Raw genomic sequence first — 16939 nt, forward strand, 5'->3', positions numbered from 1 at the left:
GGCTCAATAGTTCCATGAAATCGCCCCGCATGCGTACTCAACGTGCAAACGGGGGAGAAATTTGCACCTACTTATGCAATCCGCGGGCCGAGAAAGCGCGTGGCAAGGCGGGCAAAGGCTTCCGGGTCACCGGTCGATTCAAAGGTGTGGACCGGCTGAGTATCCGCAGGGGCCAACATATCGGTTTCCGTGAGAATCCGCATAACGTCCTTGGTGGTTTCCTCCGAAGATGTCACCAGCGAGACATTATCGCCCATAGCTAGCTGGATGATGCCGGTCAACAGCGGATAATGCGTACAGCCCAAGACCAGCGTGTCTACTCCTTGTGCTTGGAGCGGGGCCAAGTAGCCCTCAGCGACGCCGAGGATCTGGCGGCCGGCGGTAATACCGCGCTCGACAAAGGGAACAAAATCCGGGCAGGCGGTAGCAAATGCCTGCACCTTCGGGTTGAGCGCAAAAAGGTCCTGATAGGCGCCGGATTTGATGGTGCCCTCGGTGCCGATGACGCCGATTTTTCCGTTGCGCGTGGTGGACATGGCACGGCGCACCGCGGGGCGGATGACCTCCACAATGGGGATATCGTAGCGCTCGCGTGCATCATGCAAGAAGGCAGCGGTGGCCGTATTGCAGGCTATGACCAGCATCTTGCAGCCACGTTCCACCAGCCGATCCGCCACGTCCTGAGAAAAAGCGCGGACTTCTGAGATAGGCCGCGGTCCGTAGGGGCTATGGGCAGTATCGCCGGTATAGATGACAGATTCCTGCGGCAGCTGTTCCATCACTGCGCGTGCCACGGTGAGCCCGCCCACGCCGGAATCAAAGATGCCAATTGGAGAGGTTGCGGTAGGCATTAGCGCTTCACTGCCTTAACCGGATCGTCCGAGGTAATGGTCATGCCGGCTAGAATGCCGCCGATGGCGCCGAAAAGGTGGCCTTGCCAGCTCACTCCCTCGTAGACGGGCAGCACGCCCCACACCAAGCCGGAATAGGCAAAGCCGAGAACAATGCCCAAAATGGTCTGGATGAGCGATCGATTGAAGATACCGCGCACAATCAGATATGCCAGCCAGCCATAGACCAAACTGGACGCCCCGATGTGGGAGGTACCGGGGCCACCAATGAACCACGTGCCAAGGCCTGCGACCAGAGTGGTAATCAGGGTAACTTCCCACCAAGCCTTGCGGCCGGACAGGCCGATAAGGAAGCAGAAAATGGCGCCGGGCACCGAATTGGACATGAGGTGCTCAAAGTTTGCATGCAGCAGTGGGGCGGTAAAAATGCCCCAGATGCCGTTGAAGTCCAGCGGGCGAATGCCGTAATTGGATAGCTGGCCGCCAAAAAGGAACGCGTTAATAATGTGGACCGCCCACTCCACCACGAGGAAGCCAAAAGCTATAGAAAATCCGGTGGTGATGCGCCCGCTGCGAGTGTAGTTTTTGGAATCGCCACGATTGACCTGGCCCGCGGGCGCCGGCCGGTAGTTAAATGTTCCACCTGAAGTCATAATGCGCCTTATCTTAGTCCAGCAGATCGCGGTACACGCTCAAGCCCAAGCCAGGCTCGGCGGCGGTAACCGCGTTGACAATCGCTTCCTCCACGGCATCGGCGGCAGCGGCGCAAATCTGGGTCATTATCTGCGTGCTGAGTTCGGCCGGGCGCTGCGCGGTGGATAAGGCAAAGATGGTGTCACCATCTAGCGGTGAATGCGCAGGACGCACCGCGCGGGCGATGCCATCGTGGGCAGTCATGGCCAAGCGCTGGGCTTGGGCAGTGTTAATGGGGGCGTCGGTGAGCACGGCACCGATGGTGGTATTGAGCTTGGACTCCGCTGGATGTGGCAAGGCGCGGTAGGCAGCAGCATTGACCGCGGTGCTCCCTGGCGCACCGTAGAGCCGGCCGGACTGCGGATCGATGACCTCACCCACAGGGTTGGCGACCATCGCGGCGCTAACCTCGTAATTTCCTACCCGGCGCGTAGCTAGGCCGAAGCCACCCCGCAGCTTGCCGGCGGTAGCACCCACGCCGGCTCCCACCGTGCCCATGGTTTCATCATTGCCCGCCAGCGCGGCTCGGAGCGCGGCCGCGCCCTCTTCCGGCCCGGGTCGGGAAGGCCCGACCAAGAGGTCAAAAATGACGGCACCGGGAACGATGGGCACACGCGGACCGGGTTTTTCCTCGCCAAAGACCGGGAAGCCAATCCCCTGCTCTGCCAGCTCATTCATCACGCCGTCCGCGGCTGCCAAGCCAAAGGCGGAGCCGCCCGACAACACCACTGCGTGAACCCGCTCGACCGTATTATGTGGCTGCAAGAGATCCGTTTCCCGGGTGCCTGGTCCGCCACCGCGCACGTCGACGCTGCCGAGCGCGCCGCCCGGCCCGCAATAGAGCACCGTGACGCCGGTATCGGTGCCGCTAAAATGCCCGATGCTAATGCCGCCCAGCATTAATCCATCAGCACCTGAAGTAGCGAATCCTGGCAAAAGGCAAGCCATTCCACCAGGCTATCGCGGTCCAACATCAGGTTGTCATCAGAAACATCGCCCGCCGCAACGTAGAGGCGCAGATCGTTTAGGCCGGCAACGAAGGCGTGGGCCTCCTGCTCATTAATGCTGACCTCTACCCCACCGGTGGGGCCGAGAGCCGTGCCGATCACCTGGAGGTTTTCCAATTTGGCGCGCGCAATGTCATTTTCGTGCAGCGAACGCAGCAAAGAAGCATCGCCTTCGTATTCCTCATCGCCGGGCATTTCAAAGTCTGGAAAGAGGCGGGCCAGTGAAGGATCTTCTGGGGCTTCCGTATGCCCAGTAGGCATATCCAGCATCTCTGCTAGCTCATCCTTAGGTGCAGACTGCGCACGCTCGATGATCGCCTCAGAGACGGTAGCGGTGAGATCTCCCAAAACCTCGCGCTCCATCGGCTCGAAGACAGCCGTAATTTTTGGCGCGCGCATAAGGGACTTCTTTTTCTTCCACGGTTGCATCTAGTTAACCTGCCTGCTGCATCGTCGCCCACAGACCAGCGATCTGGAGCTTTTTCACGTCCGCTTCAATCTTGTCTCGCTCGCCGCTGGAGACGGCGGCCTTGCCCTCAGTATGGACCTGCATCATGAGTTCATTGGCCCGCTTCTTGTCGTATCCCAAAACCGTTTGGAATACATAGGACACGTAGCTCATGAGGTTGACTGGGTCATCCCACACGATGCACATCCACGGGAGGTTCTCGCTCGTGGCCACATCTACGTCGATTTCTTCGTCCAATTCGGGCGTAGCCATAGGAGAGCTCATGCGGACTACGGGAAATTGCGCCTTCATGCTTTCTAGCCTAACCACTTTTGGGGATTTATTGTGGGCCAGCCCGATCTGGCTGCGGACAATCTAGGTCCAAAGAATCTAAACCTCTGAAAAACACCTAGTCAGTGGGTATTATCACTCACGTGAATGACAAAGCTATTCCTAATGATCGCTCCACCGCTTTACTGACGGATAAATACGAGCTCACTATGCTCCAGGCCGCGCTGCGAGACGGCTCGGCAAACCGCCAGGTCACCTGCGAGGTATTCGGCCGCCGTCTGCCCAATGAGCGCCGCTACGGCGTGGTTGCCGGCACCGAGCGGGTCCTGCGGGCGGTGGAGGATTTCCGCTTTTCAGCCAATCAATTGGCAGAGATGGACTTCCTGGATGAGAAAACCAAGGAATACCTGCGTCACTACCGCTTTTCTGGGCAGATTGACGGCTACCGCGAGGGTGAACTCTATTTCCCCAACTCCCCCATCTTGACGGTGCGCGGCACCTTTGGAGAGTGCCTCATTTTGGAGACCGTTATTTTGTCCATCATGAATGCCGATTCCGCGGTGGCCTCGGCCGCCTCCCGCATGGTCACGGCGGCCGATGGCCGCCCGATTATCGAGATGGGTTCGCGCCGCACCCACGAGTATGCGGCGGTAACCTCCGCCCGCGCGGCCTACCTGGCTGGCTTCGAAGCCACCTCCAATTTGGAGGCGGGCTACCGCTACGGCATCCCTGTCTCCGGCACCGCGGCCCACTCCTGGACTTTGGCGCACACAAACCCGGATGGCACTCCGAACGAAGAGGCCGCCTTCCGTTCCCAGATCGAGACCTTGGGCGTGGACACCACGTTACTGGTGGATACCTATGACATCACCAAGGGCGTAGAAACCGCAGTGAAAGTAGGTGGCCCGCAGCTAGGTGGGGTCCGCATAGATTCCGGTGACTTGGGCGCCGTTACCCGCCGCGTGCGCAAACAGCTGGATGATTTGGGCAACCACAACACCAATATCGTGGTCTCTTCCGACCTCGACGAGTTCGCTATCGCCGGCCTGCGCGGCGATCCGGTAGACGTCTACGGCGTCGGTACGTCTGTGGCAACCGGGTCTGGCGCACCGACCGCCGGCATGGTCTACAAGGTCGTAGAAGTAGACGGCATCCCAGTGGCCAAGCGCTCTACTTCCAAGCAGTCCGTCGGCGGTGCCAAGCGCGCGCTACGCACCTACCGTTCCTCGGGCGTGGCGGTGGAAGAGATCGTCTATCCCTTTGACGCGCCCGCGCCAGATACCGGCCAGCTCGATACCCGCGAGATGACCATTCCGCTCATGCGCGATGGACACATCGTGGATGAGCTGCCGGATCTGCATGCCTCCCGCGAGTATTTGGATCAGGCCCGCAAGACCCTGCCGTGGGAAGGCCTAGCGCTCTCCCGCGATGAAGCAGCAGTGCCCACACGGATGGTGGGCTTTAAAAAGTAGGCCGCTAGACTGTGTGGGGTGAGTGAGCACGCAGATGAGCCCCTAAACCTCGACACGGAAACGCTGCTGGACAAGGCCGTTGCTGCGTTGGGTGGTAGCCAGCGCGAAGGCCAGGTGCGCATGGCCACGGCCGTCGCGGCCGCGCTCGATAAGGAGCGCCACTTAGCAGTGCAGGCCGGTACCGGCACCGGTAAGTCGCTGGCCTACCTAGTCCCGGCTATCCGGCATGCAATGAACTCAGGGTCCACCGTCATCGTCTCCACCGCTACCCTGGCATTGCAGCGCCAGCTGGTGGAGCGCGATCTGCCCCGGCTCACGAAGGCCCTTGCCCCCGTTATGGAGCGCACTCCTACCTTCGCCATCATGAAGGGCCGCAATAACTACTTGTGCATGAATAAGATTGCGGCGACCCCGGATGATCCGGAAGCTCTTATCGACGAATCCGAAATCTCCCGCCGCGGCAAGGCCGTGCGCCGCATCCACGAGTGGGCACAGGAAACCGAAACTGGTGACCGCGATGACCTCGAGCCAGGTGTACCGGACCTGGTGTGGCGGGCGGTGTCGGTAACGTCAAACGAGTGTTTGGGGGCTTCGCGTTGCCCGCACGGGCCAGACTGTTTTGCGGAAGAGGCTCGCCGGGCGGCTGCCGACGTCGATATCGTGGTCACCAACCACGCCATGCTGGCCATCGACGCTATCTCTGAGGCAAATATTTTGCCCGAACACGACGTGGCCATTATCGATGAGGCCCACGAGCTCGACGGCCGGATCACCTCCGTGTCCACCGCGGAGATTACTACCCGCGCCATCAAGATGGCCGCCAACCGCGCGAAGTCCTTAGGCAATGCCGGCAATCTTTCGGATCTGGCCGAGGAATTCGATGACCTGATGAAAATCCAGGAGCCCGGGCGGTGGACCGACTTGGATGAAACTTCGCAGAGCCACCTGCGCGCGCTTGCCGAAGAGTTCCTGCGCGTTAAGTCTCTCGTTTCACGCGCCCCCGAAGGCGAGGCCACCGATGACCCAGAAAAGAACGCCGAGCGCCAAAACTTAAGCAACCACCTCTCCGACCTCGCGCAAGCCGTATCACGCATGCTGGAGGTCTTCGCCACCGATGACCCAGCCAAGCAGGACGACGTAGTCTGGCTCGAACGCGATCCGCGCAGCGACGCCGAAACCCTCGCCGTGGCACCCCTGTCCATCGCCCACATGCTGCGCGAGAACCTCTTTGGGGAACAAACTGTTGTGCTTACCTCGGCCACTCTCGCCCTCGGCGGCCGCTTTGATGCTATGGCCGCACAGTGGGGCATGCCGAGCGGCACCTATGACACCTTGGACGCGGGCACGCCCTTCGACCCAGCCAAATCCGGCATTTTATACACCGCCAAGCATCTGCCCGCTCCGGGCCGCGATGGGCTGTCTAAAGAATCGATCGAGGAGATCTATGAGCTCATCATGGCCGCCGGCGGGCGCACTCTCGGATTGTTTTCCTCTCGCCGGGCCGCGGAAGAAGCAGCCGCCGCGCTCAAACCCCGTATCCCGTTTGACCTCTTCGTGCAGGGCGAAGATTCCATCGGTGCGCTAGTAGAGAAATTCTCGCAGAAGGAAAACTCCTGCCTCTTCGGAACGCTTACCCTATGGCAGGGCGTGGACGTGCCAGGGCCGGCGTGCTCGCTGGTCATCATCGACCGCATTCCATTCCCTCGCCCAGACGATCCCCTCATGCAGGCGCGCGCCCAAGCAGCCGATGCCGCCGGCCGCTCCGGGTTCATGGAGGTCTCCGCCAATCACGCCGCCTTGCTGATGGCGCAGGGAGCCGGCCGTCTGCTGCGCCACGTGACCGATCGCGGCGTGGTCGCCGTGCTTGATAACCGCCTAGAGTATAAGCGCTACGGCAGCTTCCTCAAGGCCTCCATGCCGCGCTTTTGGCAGACCACTGACGCGAGCACGGTCCGGGGTGCGCTTAAGCGATTGGTCGCCGCAGGGCGCACACGGTAGCCGAGTCTGGCGCGATTTCCGTAAAGCCGGCGTCAACGATGACCACGGCGCCGTCCTGTGCGCAGGCGGTGCGAAAATCCGTCGCGGAAACCTCGCGCACCGAAAGCCGAAAGTCAGTTTCTGCCCAGTCGCGTGCTTCATCCACCGACATCGCAGCGGCCAGCATCATCGAGCCGTGGCCTACCTGTGCCGCGACTTTGCCCGCAGACATGTCGAGGCTGCGGTCGACGTAGATAACGGGGGCATCGCTAAGCGGAGCTCCGGGTTCGTCATAGGCAAGGTCGGTGTGGCCGATCTGCAGCTTGGCAATGAGAGGATCCACCTCTGCTACGGCCGAGGGCGCAAAAGCACGGGCGCGGTCCGCTACGGTCACGCCGGGCAGGCTTTGTACATCGCGCCACGCTTTATTGCGCGCGCGGCGGACGATCTTGCGGATGCGGTGGCCATACCACTGCCCCAGCGCCTGCGCGAAGGCGCCGTCCTCGCCCGCGCGCTCGTCGAGGCACACCGCCACCACAGCGCGCGCGGCCGCTTCTAGCACCGCCGTACGTGTCGGCGGCTCCTGCTTCGGCAGATTAAGCGCAATCTGCATAGCTTGAATCGTGGCCGGATCATCTGGGTTCTCGGGATCATCGCGCCAGGAGCGTGAATCACAGGCTTCCACCAAACGCTGATGCGCTCTGTCGAATTTATTCATCAACAACCTCCTCGGCCGGAATACCCAAAATTTGCAGGACCTCATCCAGCCGCCGGTGGTTTACAGAGGTATCCGCCACTTCCTGCAGGGCCGGTTTAGCATTAAAGGCAATCCCCAGCCCAGCAGCAGAAATCATATCGATATCATTGGCGCCATCGCCCACGGCCACCGTCTGCCGCATATTTACCCCCGAATCCGCGGCGAACTCCCGCAGGAATTCCTCCTTCGCTTTGCGGTCAACCACCTTGCCGGTCACCCGGCCGGTGAGCTTCCCATCTGCGATCTCCAAGGTATTGGCGCGCACATAGTCCAATTCCATCTCCGCAGCTAGGCCCTCTAATACTTGAATGAATCCGCCGGAGACCACCGCAGTGCGGTAGCCAATGCGATTCAACGTGGCGATGGTTTCCCGGGCGCCTGGAGTCAAATGAATATCGCGGGCCACCTCATCGATAATGGCGGCATCCAGCCCTTCCAGCACGGCGACGCGCTCACGCAGGGAAGCCTCAAAGTCCAGCTCCCCGCGCATGGCCCGGGCTGTTACTGCGGCAACCTCGTTCTCCTTTCCCGCATGGGCGGCCAGCATCTCGATGACCTCGCCTTGAATGAGGGTGCTATCGCAGTCGAAGCACACCAAACGCTTGGAACGCCGACCCAGGCCCGCGGGTTCAATGGCGATATCGATGCCGATCTGCTGCGCCAGCTCCGCTAATGCCTGGCGCACAGGTGCGGCGGAACCATCGAGAGATAGGAAAAGCTCCAGCCCGGTCAACGGAGAGGTTGAAAGCCCGCGGATGCGATCGATATTGGCATCGAAGTTGGCCAGTACGCGGGCAACTTCCTCCATGTGATGGGCGGTAACCTGCGTGCCCATGAGGACCACCACATAGCTCGAGCGGGCTCGAGCGGTGGATTTTTCCTCCCGCAGGTCTACGGATACCTGCTGACCGTAAATGCTCAAGGTATTGCGCAGCCCCTGTGCAATTTGCTCGGCGCGCGCCCCAGGAATGCGGGTATGGGCAGCGAGGGTAATGCGGCCGGAAAAGATGGCTTGTTCGACGTCGACAAGCGTGGCGTTATGGGCCGCCAGAACGCGGAAAAAGGCCGCCGAGACCCCAGGCTTATCCGGCCCGCTGGTGGTGATGACTGCATTGGTATCAGCTTGAGTACTCACGCCGCCCATTATCGCATGTGGGGGTACAGAAGATACGCCAAAGCCGCCTCCCATTGCCCATTAAGGGCTGGGAGGCGGCTTAAGTCAGGAGTTTGTGCGAGTTACTTCGCTTTAGTGGCTACCCACGTGTGCTTCCTCGCGCATGCGCTGAACCATATGCGGGTAGTGCAGCTCGAAGGCCGGACGCTCGGAGCGGATACGCGGCAGGGACACGAAGTTGTGGCGCGGCGGTGGGCAGGAGGTTGCCCACTCGAGGGAGTTGCCGTAGCCCCATGGGTCATCCACGGTGACAATCTCGCCGTAGCGCCAGGACTTGAATACGTTCCAAATCAGCGGGATGACGGAGGCGCCGAGGACGAAGGAGAAGATGGTGGAAATCTGGTTGAAGACCGTGAAGCCATCAGACTCCAAGTAGTCAGCGTAACGACGCGGCATACCCATGTTGCCTACCCAGTGCTGAACCAAGAAGGTGCCGTGGAAGCCGATGAAGGTCAGCCAGAAGTGAATCTTACCCAAACGCTCATCCAGCATACGGCCGGTCATCTTCGGGAACCAGAAGTACAGACCCGCGAAGGCGGAGAACACAACGGTACCGAACAGGGTGTAGTGGAAGTGAGCAATCAAGAAGTAGGACTCAGCCAAGTGGAAGTCCAATGCCGGGGATGCCAGCATAACGCCGGTCATGCCGCCGAAGAGGAAGGTTGCCATGAAGCCCATAGCGAAGATCATCGGGGTATCCCAGGTGATGTGGCCCTTCCACATGGTGCCGACCCAGTTGAAGAACTTAACGCCGGTAGGCACCGCAATAAGGAACGTCATGAAGGAGAAGAACGGCAACAGGATAGCGCCGGTAACGAACATGTGGTGAGCCCACACAGCCATGGACAGGGCGCCGATGGCCAGCAGTGCGAAGACCAAGCCGATGTAGCCGAAGACCGGCTTGCGGGAGAAGACCGGAACAACCTCAGAAACAACGCCGAAGAATGGCAGTGCAAGGACATAAACCTCAGGGTGGCCGAAGAACCAGAACAGGTGCTGCCACAGGATGCCGCCACCGTTAGCGGAATCGTAGATGTGGCCGCCCAGCTTGCGGTCATACAGGACGCCCAGTGCTGCAGCGGTCAGCAGCGGGAAGATCATCAGCACGATGGCGGATGCGGTGAATACGGCCCAGCTGAATACCGGCAGGCGGAACATGGTCATGCCCGGTGCGCGCAAGGTCAGGATGGTCGTGATCATGTTGATAGCGGAGGCAATGGTACCGACACCGGTAGCGCCCACGCCGACGATCCACATATCGGCGCCAATGCCAGGGGTGTGGACACCATCAGCCAGCGGCATGTACATGGTCCAGCCGAAGTCAGCTGCACCACCTGGGGTGACGAAGCCCAGCAGCATCACGGTGCCGCCCAGCAGGGTAACCCAGAAGCCGAAGGCGTTCAGACGCGGGAAGGCCACGTCCGGCGCGCCAATTTGCAGCGGCAGGATGTAGTTACCAAAGCCCCACACAACTGGGGTTGCAAACAGCAACAGCATCACGGTGCCGTGCATGGTGAACAGCTGGTTGAACTGCTCATTAGACAAGAACTGGAGACCCGGGGTGAACAGCTCCGCGCGGATCAACAGTGCCATAAAGCCACCGAGGAAGAAGAAGCTGAAGGACATGATCAAGTACATGATGCCCAGCTGCTTGTGGTCGGTGGTGGTTAGAAATACCCAAGCCTTTGAACCGGTCTTCGCATTACCGGTTGGCTCTGGACGTGTAGGGGCGACGTAATCGTCGACCCGTGGCGCCACAGCGGTCATAAAATCCTCCTGATTAACAAAGTGCCTGTGGGCAGGGCCCACCTACACCTAGGTTTACTCGCATTATATTAGGCCATTTTCCCTTGTTCTTTCCAGCTTCCCCCAATGATGAGCCGCACGACCACGCCTCGACACTAACCACATCTTTCACATAGGCCCTGCACGTGGCGCGGCCGCCAATTCCGGCACGGATTTTCGGCCCCCAATTACCGTGCTATATGTCACAGACGCGCTTAATTGTGCACCCCCAAAACGCGAAAACACACCCCCGCTCGTTATCAACCTTTCGATTGATTTAGAGCAGAAGGTGTGCCGCTAGACCACGCTGATCAGCGGGAATGCTTAGAAGTCCCAGTCGTCATCCGTGGTGTCCTCAGCCTTACCAATGACATAGGAAGAACCGGATCCAGAGAAGAAATCATGGTTCTCATCGGCGTTCGGGGAAAGCGAGGACAAAATGGCCGGCGAAACGCGGGTCTCATCGGCCGGGAAGAGCCCCTCGAAGCCCAAGTTATTCAGCGCCTTATTGGCGTTATAGCGCAGGAAGCGCTTAACGTCCTCAGTCCAGCCCAAGTCATCGTAGAGATCCTCGGTGTAGTCGATCTCATTGTCATACAGGTCGTAGACCAAGTCGAAGGTGTATTCCTTCAGCTCCGCCTGGCGCTCCTCATCCAGCTGCTTATAGGCCTGCTGGAACTTGTAGCCAATGTAGTAGCCGTGCACGGCTTCATCGCGGATAATCAGGCGAATGATATCGGCGGTATTGGTGAGCTTCGCGCGGGAAGAGAAGTACATCGGTAGATAGAAGCCGGAGTAGAACAAGAAGGACTCCAGCAAAGTGGAGGCCACCTTCTTCTTCAGCGGATCCTCGCCCTTGTAATAGGACAAGATGATCTTGGCCTTCTTCTGCAGGTTCTCGTTTTCTTCGGACCAGCGGAAGGCATCGTTGATCATGGGTGTGGACGCCAAGGTCATAAAGATATTGGAATAGGACTTGGCGTGCACGGACTCCATAAACGCAATGTTGGTGTAGACCGCCTCTTCGTGCAGGGTCTGGGAATCCGGGAGGAGGGAAATCGCACCGACGGTGCCCTGGATGGTATCCAGCAGCGTCAGGCCGGTGAAAACCCGCATGGTGGTTTCCTTTTCCTTCTCTGTCAGCGTCTTCCAGCTGGGAAGGTCATTGGAGACTGGGACCTTTTCTGGCAGCCAGAAATTACCGGTGAGGCGCTCCCATACCTCGAGGTCCTTTTCATCCGGGATGCTATTCCAGTTAATGGCCTTAACTGGCTTTTCATGACTAGAAACGTAGTCATCGTACTCGTGCGACACGCGGCGTCACTCCAATACTAAAAACGGACAAATTCAGGTCTCCAGCATACCCAATTCGCCCGCCCTCTAAGCCATTGTGCTGGATACCACTTACCTATACTGATTCCAGTTACTTCGGAGCATGCAAAGAAAGGATTTCCGCATGAGTGCCACCCCTCCCCTGCTGGGTTCCGTGGTGGATAGGCTCGGCGCCGAGATCGTAAGCGGAGACATCGCCGAGGGCGAGCGGTTCCGTCTGGGGGACGTCGAAAAGCGCTTTGGCATCTCCCGCACAGTGGCCCGTGAGGCCATGCGCACGCTCGAACACCTCGGCATGGTCCGCTCTGGGCGTCGCGTGGGAATCACGGTGCTGCCGATGGATAGTTGGGCGGTATATGACCCGGCGATCATCGGCTGGCGGTTAAATGATGACAAAACCCGCGGGCAGCAAGTGGCACGCCTCAACGAGTTGCGGCTGGGAATCGAACCGGTGGCGGCCCGACTCGCAGCCGGCAATGCCAGCGCCCGGCAGCGGGCGGAGCTCCTTCGCCTCGCCGCGCGTTTAGCCGAGCTAGAATCCACTCCTTCCCCGCGCGTGGGCGAGGAACTGGAAACCGATCTGCGTTTCCACACTTTAATTTTGCGGGCTTCCGGCAATGAGATGCTGGCCGCGCTCGCCCCTTCGCTAGTAGCCATGCTCAAGGGCAAGTCCGTCTTTGGTTCCCGCAAGCGCGATCCGATAGGCGGGACCACACAACTGCACATGGAGCTGGCCCGCGCCATTGATGCTGGGCTTGCCGACGCCGCCGAAAGCACCTCCCGCACCATCCTCGACCGCACCAGGGCAGAAAACGGTTAAACGCCTCGATGCACGTCCTTCCCCACGACGTGCATCGAGGCGTTCTACCTATGGTTTAGAGCATGCAGGATACGCAGCCCTCGACCTCGGTGCCCTCCAGCGCCATCTGGCGCAGGCGGATGTAATACAAGGTCTTAATCCCCTTGCGCCACGCATAAATCTGCGCACGGTTGACATCGCGGGTGGTTGCGGTGTCCTTGAAGAAGAGGGTGAGCGATAGACCTTGGTCTACATACTTGGTGGCTACGGCATAGGTATCGACGATCTTCTCGAAGCCGATCTCATAAGAGTCCTTGAAATACTCCAAGTTGTCATTATCCATGTGCGGCGCCGGGTAGTAGACGCGACCAATCTTGCCTTCCTTGCGGATCTCAATCTTGGAGGCAATCGGGTGGATGGACGAGGTGGAGTTGTTGATATAGGAAATCGAACCCGTTGGCGGCACTGCCTGCAGGTTGCGGTTATATAGTCCGTACTTGGCCACGTCCTGCTTCAACTCCTCCCAGTCCTGGGCGGACGGGGTGTGGATCGAAGAGGACTCGAAAAGCTCCTGGACCTTCTTTGTCTGCGGCTTGAACTCTTCCGGATCGTAGCGGTCGAAGAATTCGCCGGAGGCGTACTCGGACTGCGGGAACTCCTTAAAGTACTCACCGCGCTCGCGGGCAATCTTATTAGAGGCACGCAGCGCCGCATACAGCACGGCCGCGAAGTAGGCATTAGTGAAATCCAAGCCTTCTTCCGAGCCATACTCGATGTGCTCGCGACCCAAGTAACCGTGGAGGTTCATCTGGCCCAAGCCGATGGCATGGGACTCGTCGTTTCCGCGGCGCACAGACGGCACGGAATCGATGGACGTCTTATCCGCCACAGCGGTCAGGCCACGGATGGCAGTCTCCACCGTAGTGGCGAAGTCCGGCGAATCCATGGTCATCGCGATATTCAGCGAGCCCAGGTTACAAGAGATATCGCTGCCCAGCTCCTGGTAGGTCAGATCCGCATTGAATTCGGAAGCGGAGTTAACCTGCAGGATCTCCGAGCACAGGTTGGACATGTTGATCCACGACGTCTTTACCGGGTTGGCGCGGTTCACGGTGTCCTCGAACATGATGTACGGGTAGCCGGACTCGAATTGCAGCTCTGCCACGGTCTGGAAGAAGTGACGGGCGTTGATCTTCTTCTTACGGATGCGTGGGTCTTCTACCATCTCCTCATAGTGCTCAGTAACGGAGATGTCACCGAAGGCCTTGCCATAGACGCGCTCTACGTCATACGGCGAGAAGAGGTACATATCGTCATTGCGTTTGGCCAGCTCGAAGGTGATATCCGGCACGACGATGCCCAGCGAGAGGGTCTTAATGCGGATTTTCTCGTCCGCATTCTCACGCTTGGTATCCAGGAAGTCCATGATGTCTGGGTGGTGCGCATTGAGATAGACCGCACCAGCGCCCTGGCGGGCACCAAGCTGGTTGGCATAAGAGAAGGAATCCTCCAGCAGTTTCATTACTGGGATAACACCGGAAGACTGGTTCTCAATGTGCTTAATGGGCGCGCCGGATTCACGAATATTAGACAGCAGCAGGGCCACGCCGCCGCCGCGCTTGGAAAGCTGCAGCGCGGAGTTGATGGAGCGTCCAATGGACTCCATATTGTCCTCGATGCGCAGCAGGAAGCAGGACACGAGCTCGCCACGCTGGGCCTTGCCGGCGTTGAGGAAGGTTGGGGTGGCCGGCTGGAAACGGCCGTTCATAATCTCGTCCACAAGGCGCTCTGCCAAGCCAGTATCACCATCTGCCAAGAATAGGGCGGTCATGGAGACACGATCCTCAAAGCGCTCGAGGTAGCGGCGACCATCAAAGGTCTTCAGCGTGTAGCTGGTGTAGTACTTATACGCGCCCAGGAAAGACTTGAAGCGGAATTTATAGGAATAAGCGCGCTTAAAAAGCTCCTTAATAAAGGAGAAGTCATACTGCTCGATGACTCGTGGGTCGTAGTACTTGTTATTAATCAGGTAATCGATCTTTTCTTCCAGATCATGGAAGTAGACCGTGTTTTGATTAACGTGCTGCAGGAAGAATTGGTTTGCGGCCTCGCGGTCTTTATCAAACTGAATCTTGCCGTTTGCATCGTAGAGATTCAGCATCGCGTTGAGAGCGTGGTAGTCCAACTGCTCTTCCGGCTTTACTGGCTCGGCGACGGTCTTCCCCAATTGCGTACTCACAGCTGACAAGGCCTTTCTTAAAAATCAGGATCTTTATTTAAGTCGTGGTGGGTGCTAGGCCGCGGCCTCGAGCCCAAGCTCGGCGGCGTTAGCCATTAAGCCTTCACGACAAATTTTTATATCGTCATCGTTTCCCAGCAACTCGAAACGATATACATAGGGCACTTTACATTTGGCACTGATGACGTCACCAGCCTTGCCAAAGTCGGCGCCAAAATTGCTATTACCACCCGCGATTACCGCGCGAATGAAACTGCGGTTGTGCTCATCATTAAGGAACTTAATTACCTGTGAGGGCACGGGACGGGAATTTTGGTGGCTAATGGACGCGCCCCCGCCATAGGTGGGACACACCAAGACATAAGGTTCGTTGACCTTGAGGGGCTCCTCCGTGCGGCGCAGCGGAATGCGCGCGCTGGGAAAGCCCAGTTTCTGCACGAACCGGTGCGTATTTTCCGTTGCGGAGGAAAAATACACGACCAACATCGCTACTGGCCTCCCCTACCCCTTAGGCGGATGCCGCTAGGGAAGCCAGGCCCTTGATACGGTCTGGGCGGAAACCAGACCAGTGCTCACCGTTGGCCTCAACTACTGGGGCCTGAACGTAACCCAATGCCATTACGTAGTCGCGAGCCTCGTCATCGGCCGAGATATCGACGAGGTCGTACTCGAGGCCGGCACGATCGAGGGCCTTCTTGGTGGCGTTGCACTGGACGCACGCTGGCTTGGTGTAAACGGTGATAGACATATAGATCCTTAAAGCTCCTGCATTGAAAACTCGTCAGAACGGGGAGCGTTTCCCGCTTATTCGGGCGCTTCCTGCGCCGCTCTGAACAACATCAACGACACTATACTTTGGGGGAAAGACCCGCAACCAACACAATATATAGTAGTTACAAGCATGGTATTCCCAGGATGACACACCCCCAGGCCCCACATGTTGACCACACCCAAGGACAGCCATGAAACTACATCAATGAGATTCCTGCGGGTTTACCTGGAATTCACCGTTTTGTGTGTCAAAGTTCACATTTGTGGTGTGGCGCTTCGCTTCAGGAACCGACCGTCGATGACTCCCCGGAGACACAGGTCGACGGCCGCGGCCCCTCCCCTGGGGCGCGCTTCAGGCCAAAAATGACCTGGCTCAGCGCCGTGCGGTCAGTCGGCAGCTTATCGTGCCGAGGAGCCACGCCGCAGACCTCACCAAGGTCGAGGTTCACCACATCGGCGCCGTCGACAGCTACCAGCTGCGAGGAGCTATTCGGGGTTACCGTCGTATCCGCCGGCGAGTAGATGGAGGTGTAGAGCACGCCCGGCGCGGTGTCCGGCAGCGCATTGAGCCTTTGCATAAATTCCGAACCCACCACCTGTTGGATGCCGGCCGTGCTGGCCAAGAAGGCGGCGAGGCGGGGTGCGAAGGCGATGAATTTGGCCAGACCTTCGCCCTGCCCACCCAGCGTGGTGCCGTGGAAGTTGCCGCCTAGAGCCACAGCCCGAGCGACGTGCTCAGCCCCGCCGTACATTTGGGTATAGGTCTTAATATGGGTACCGCCCTGGGAATGGCCTACCAAGTCCACTTTCTCTGCGCCGGTTACCGCTCGGACATGGTCCACGTGCCGCGCTATTTCCTCGGCCGCATCATCCAAATCTGAAATGGCCTTCGTTGAGGGAGAAGCATTCTGCAAAGAAACATCATCCGCTCCATAATCAAAGGCCCATACGCACGCACCCTGATCCTTCAACATCGGAATCAAGCTTTTCCACACACCCGCATTGTTATAGGTGCCATGCAGTAGCACCACCGGCTCAACAATCTGGCCAGAAGGCACACAGGAAGGGTCATTGATCCCAAAGGACTCTGGAACAGAGGATTCCCACTCCGACTGAGAGGCATTAGCAATAGGGGCGGATAGCCCAAGGGCTGCAGCAGCAAGCACAGCAACAATTCGCCGGGACATTATTCTTCTTTCTCACGACACATAACGGCGATTTGATTATATTCATACATGTCTCTTTATTCCCCGTGGCCCTGGAGAAAATTATCCCTTGTGCCATAATTCACCCATAAAAAATCCGCCCCACTCCGGATAGCCGGAGGGAGCGGATGGAATCGC

16 protein-coding genes are annotated in these 16939 nt (G+C 58.7%); 3 read left to right on the forward strand and 13 right to left on the reverse strand.

Annotated elements, in window-relative coordinates; genetic code table 11:
• Positions 1-71: 71 nt before the first annotated feature.
• The 5 genes from murI to clpS are packed head-to-tail and all read right to left on the reverse strand — an operon-like array spanning position 72 to position 3311.
• A complete protein-coding gene (murI, locus tag WMQ00_RS05725; RefSeq protein ID WP_023020864.1) occupies positions 72-851 on the reverse strand; it encodes a glutamate racemase in 780 nt (259 codons plus the stop codon).
• Positions 851-1504 (reverse strand): rhomboid family intramembrane serine protease, encoded by a 654-nt coding sequence (locus WMQ00_RS05730; RefSeq protein ID WP_023020863.1) that lies wholly within the window; start codon positions 1502-1504, stop codon positions 851-853. The genes murI and WMQ00_RS05730 overlap by 1 nt, the downstream gene beginning before the upstream one ends.
• A 13-nt stretch (positions 1505-1517) precedes the next feature.
• A complete protein-coding gene (locus tag WMQ00_RS05735) occupies positions 1518-2444 on the reverse strand; it encodes a P1 family peptidase (protein WP_239204921.1) in 927 nt (308 codons plus the stop codon).
• Positions 2444-2980: a DUF2017 domain-containing protein gene (locus tag WMQ00_RS05740; RefSeq protein WP_023020861.1), complete on the reverse strand. Its 537-nt coding sequence runs from the start codon at positions 2978-2980 to the stop codon at positions 2444-2446. Before WMQ00_RS05740 ends, WMQ00_RS05735 begins: the two co-directional genes overlap by 1 nt.
• 4 nt (positions 2981-2984) lie before the next feature.
• Positions 2985-3311, reverse strand: a complete 327-nt coding sequence (gene clpS / locus WMQ00_RS05745) for an ATP-dependent Clp protease adapter ClpS (RefSeq protein ID WP_023020860.1) — start codon at positions 3309-3311, stop codon at positions 2985-2987.
• A 122-nt stretch (positions 3312-3433) separates the two neighbouring features.
• Between clpS and WMQ00_RS05750 the strand changes: the two genes are divergently transcribed.
• Positions 3434-4762, forward strand: a complete 1329-nt coding sequence (locus tag WMQ00_RS05750) for a nicotinate phosphoribosyltransferase (RefSeq protein ID WP_034655966.1) — start codon at positions 3434-3436, stop codon at positions 4760-4762.
• Positions 4763-4780: 18 nt separating this feature from the next.
• Complete coding sequence (locus WMQ00_RS05755; protein ID WP_023020858.1) at positions 4781-6760, forward strand: ATP-dependent DNA helicase; 1980 nt, start codon at positions 4781-4783, stop codon at positions 6758-6760.
• Here the strand turns inward: WMQ00_RS05755 and WMQ00_RS05760 are convergent.
• The 4 genes from WMQ00_RS05760 to nrdF all read right to left on the reverse strand — a co-directional run bounded on the left by WMQ00_RS05760 (position 6726) and on the right by nrdF (position 11769).
• The gene (locus tag WMQ00_RS05760) at positions 6726-7457 is read right to left on the reverse strand and encodes an aminoacyl-tRNA hydrolase (protein WP_023020857.1); all 732 of its coding nucleotides are present in this window, start codon (positions 7455-7457) and stop codon (positions 6726-6728) included. The genes WMQ00_RS05755 and WMQ00_RS05760 overlap by 35 nt on opposite strands.
• Positions 7450-8640: a phosphoserine phosphatase SerB gene (gene serB / locus WMQ00_RS05765; RefSeq protein WP_239204915.1), complete on the reverse strand. Its 1191-nt coding sequence runs from the start codon at positions 8638-8640 to the stop codon at positions 7450-7452. Before serB ends, WMQ00_RS05760 begins: the two co-directional genes overlap by 8 nt.
• A gap of 102 nt (positions 8641-8742) precedes the next feature.
• Positions 8743-10437, reverse strand: coding sequence for an aa3-type cytochrome oxidase subunit I (gene ctaD / locus WMQ00_RS05770; RefSeq protein ID WP_023020855.1), 1695 nt, complete (start codon positions 10435-10437; stop codon positions 8743-8745).
• A 342-nt stretch (positions 10438-10779) separates the two neighbouring features.
• Positions 10780-11769 carry a class 1b ribonucleoside-diphosphate reductase subunit beta gene (nrdF, locus tag WMQ00_RS05775; protein WP_023020854.1) on the reverse strand — a complete coding sequence of 330 codons (990 nt, stop codon included), beginning with the start codon at positions 11767-11769 and terminating at the stop codon, positions 10780-10782.
• A 142-nt stretch (positions 11770-11911) separates the two neighbouring features.
• Here nrdF and WMQ00_RS05780 point away from each other — a divergent pair, with 142 nt between their 5' ends.
• On the forward strand, positions 11912-12607 hold the full coding sequence (locus tag WMQ00_RS05780) for a FadR/GntR family transcriptional regulator (protein ID WP_239204913.1): 696 nt from the start codon (positions 11912-11914) through the stop codon (positions 12605-12607).
• Positions 12608-12662: 55 nt separating this feature from the next.
• On the opposite strand, the gene nrdE is transcribed toward WMQ00_RS05780, so the two are convergent.
• From nrdE to WMQ00_RS05800, 4 genes are all read right to left on the reverse strand, one after another.
• A complete protein-coding gene (nrdE, locus tag WMQ00_RS05785; protein ID WP_259825326.1) occupies positions 12663-14825 on the reverse strand; it encodes a class 1b ribonucleoside-diphosphate reductase subunit alpha in 2163 nt (720 codons plus the stop codon).
• Positions 14826-14879: 54 nt separating this feature from the next.
• A complete protein-coding gene (gene nrdI, locus WMQ00_RS05790; protein WP_023020851.1) occupies positions 14880-15311 on the reverse strand; it encodes a class Ib ribonucleoside-diphosphate reductase assembly flavoprotein NrdI in 432 nt (143 codons plus the stop codon).
• Positions 15312-15333: 22 nt separating this feature from the next.
• Positions 15334-15573 carry a glutaredoxin-like protein NrdH gene (nrdH, locus tag WMQ00_RS05795; RefSeq protein ID WP_023020850.1) on the reverse strand — a complete coding sequence of 80 codons (240 nt, stop codon included), beginning with the start codon at positions 15571-15573 and terminating at the stop codon, positions 15334-15336.
• 304 nt (positions 15574-15877) lie between these two features.
• Positions 15878-16783 (reverse strand): esterase/lipase family protein, encoded by a 906-nt coding sequence (locus tag WMQ00_RS05800; protein WP_340440764.1) that lies wholly within the window; start codon positions 16781-16783, stop codon positions 15878-15880.
• Positions 16784-16939 lie beyond the last annotated feature (156 nt).

It is taken from the genome of Corynebacterium sp. KPL2825 (assembly GCF_037908445.1).
GTDB lineage: Bacteria > Actinomycetota > Actinomycetes > Mycobacteriales > Mycobacteriaceae > Corynebacterium > Corynebacterium kefirresidentii.